This window comes from Kitasatospora sp. NPDC056783 (assembly GCF_042789895.1).
GTDB lineage: Bacteria > Actinomycetota > Actinomycetes > Streptomycetales > Streptomycetaceae > Kitasatospora.
In genome coordinates this window covers 1-1,608 of sequence record NZ_JBHUAF010000691.1, presented here as the reverse complement: position 1 = coordinate 1,608, position 1,608 = coordinate 1, and the positions used below count along the sequence as shown (strand labels likewise).

Annotated in this window: 1 protein-coding gene; it reads right to left on the bottom strand. The window is 69.9% G+C overall.

Annotation, left to right across the window (positions count from 1 at the left end):
* Positions 1 to 105: 105 nt before the first annotated feature.
* On the bottom strand, positions 106 to 1,284 hold the full coding sequence (locus ACFRMQ_RS40625; RefSeq protein WP_380735949.1) for an acyltransferase family protein: 1,179 nt from the start codon (positions 1,282 to 1,284) through the stop codon (positions 106 to 108).
* Positions 1,285 to 1,608 lie beyond the last annotated feature (324 nt).

The window sequence follows — 1,608 nt, the reverse complement described above, 5'->3', positions numbered from 1 at the left end:
GGCGGGACCCCTGGGTCCCGCCCTCCCGCTGTGCTGCCGTCCCGTTGTCCGGCCTCACGGCTGTCCTGACTGCCGGCTTCCCGGCTCTCCGGCCCGGGCGGGCGACTACGCCCGGCGCGCCGCGAGCCGGGGCTCCTCCGCCGGGGGCGAGGCGGTGGCCGGGTCCGCCGCCCCCTTCCTCCTTCCGCCCGAGGCCCACCGCCGCATGACCGGCCGCTCCACGCACACGTAGAGCACCCAGGCCGCCAGTTGGGCGGCGGTGAAGGCGGCCACGATCACGGCGAGCGCCGCCGGCGTGCCGAACCTCCGCCCGTCCAGCAGGTCGTGGACGGCGAGCAGGACCAGGTAGTGCACCAGGTAGAACGCGAACGAGACCTCGCCGAGCAGGGAGACGAACCGGCCGCGCAGACCGGTGCGGCGCCCGGCGACGTCGGCGGCGGCGAACGCCGTCACCAGCAGCGCCAGCGGTACGGCGAGGGTCACGTTCAGACCGAACTGCCAGGGAACCACCAGGGCCAGCGCGTAGCCGGCGCCGGTCAGGGCCAGCGCGGGCGCTACGCCCAGGCCGATCCAGCGGCCCTCCTTGAGGACCCGGGCCATCAGCATGCCCAGGACGAACTCGAAGAGCCGCAGCGGCGGGATGTTGTAGGACAGCCACCACTGCGTCTCGGACAACGGCCACTCGGCGAGGCGCGGGGCGGCCGGCACCCAGGTGTGGATGATCAGCTGGGCGCCGAGCAGGCCCGCGAAGGCGACGCCGAACCACGCCCACAGGCGGTCGCCCCTGATGGCGCGCACCGCGCGCCACAGCAGCGGGAAGAGCAGGTAGAAGAGCAGTTCGCTGCAGAGCGACCAGCTGGGCTGGTTGACACTGACGAACGTGTTCAGGTCGGGCACCCAGGAATGGACCAGGAGGAGGTTCGGCAGCCACACCTCCGGCCCCGCGGCGGCGGCCGAGAAGAACAGGAGCGCGACGGCCCACGTCACGACGTGATTCGGGTAGATCTTCAGCAGACGCCTTCGGTAGAAGCCGCCCAGGGTGTCGCCCGGCCGCGCCGACCAGGCGAGGACGAATCCGCTGAGGACGAAGAAGAAGGAAACCCCGGCCCATCCGGCCTTACTGAACAGAAACGCGTAGCCGTCGGCGAAACCCCTGTCCGAGAACGGGTCGAACATCTTGGCGAGTGAGGCGTGGAAGCAGAAAACGAGTGCTGCGGCGAAGAAACGTGCTCCGGTGAGCGAGGGTAGTTTCTGAATCTTTCCGCTGGATTGCCGAACCGGCACGACCGCTCCTTTCGAGAACGTTGCGGGGCGATCGCGGCGAACAGCCGCCGGCCACCCCGGCGCTCATCGAATCCGGACGACCGCCGAAGGTCAACGGGGTGGCCGACCGGCGCTTTATCCGCGTTGCACAACGGAAAGGAAAGGGGTACAAGCGGGCGGGCCTCAGCGGACCAGGCCTGACGGCGTCCACACAGCTTCGCCGACTCAGGAACCCGGCACTCATGGGCTACCGCGTAGAAGAGGACAAGAACGGGGGCGTACGCCGCTCGAAGATCGTCTTTGGCAGCGACGCGAAGCCCATCCGCGTGGCAGACCCGATCTTCA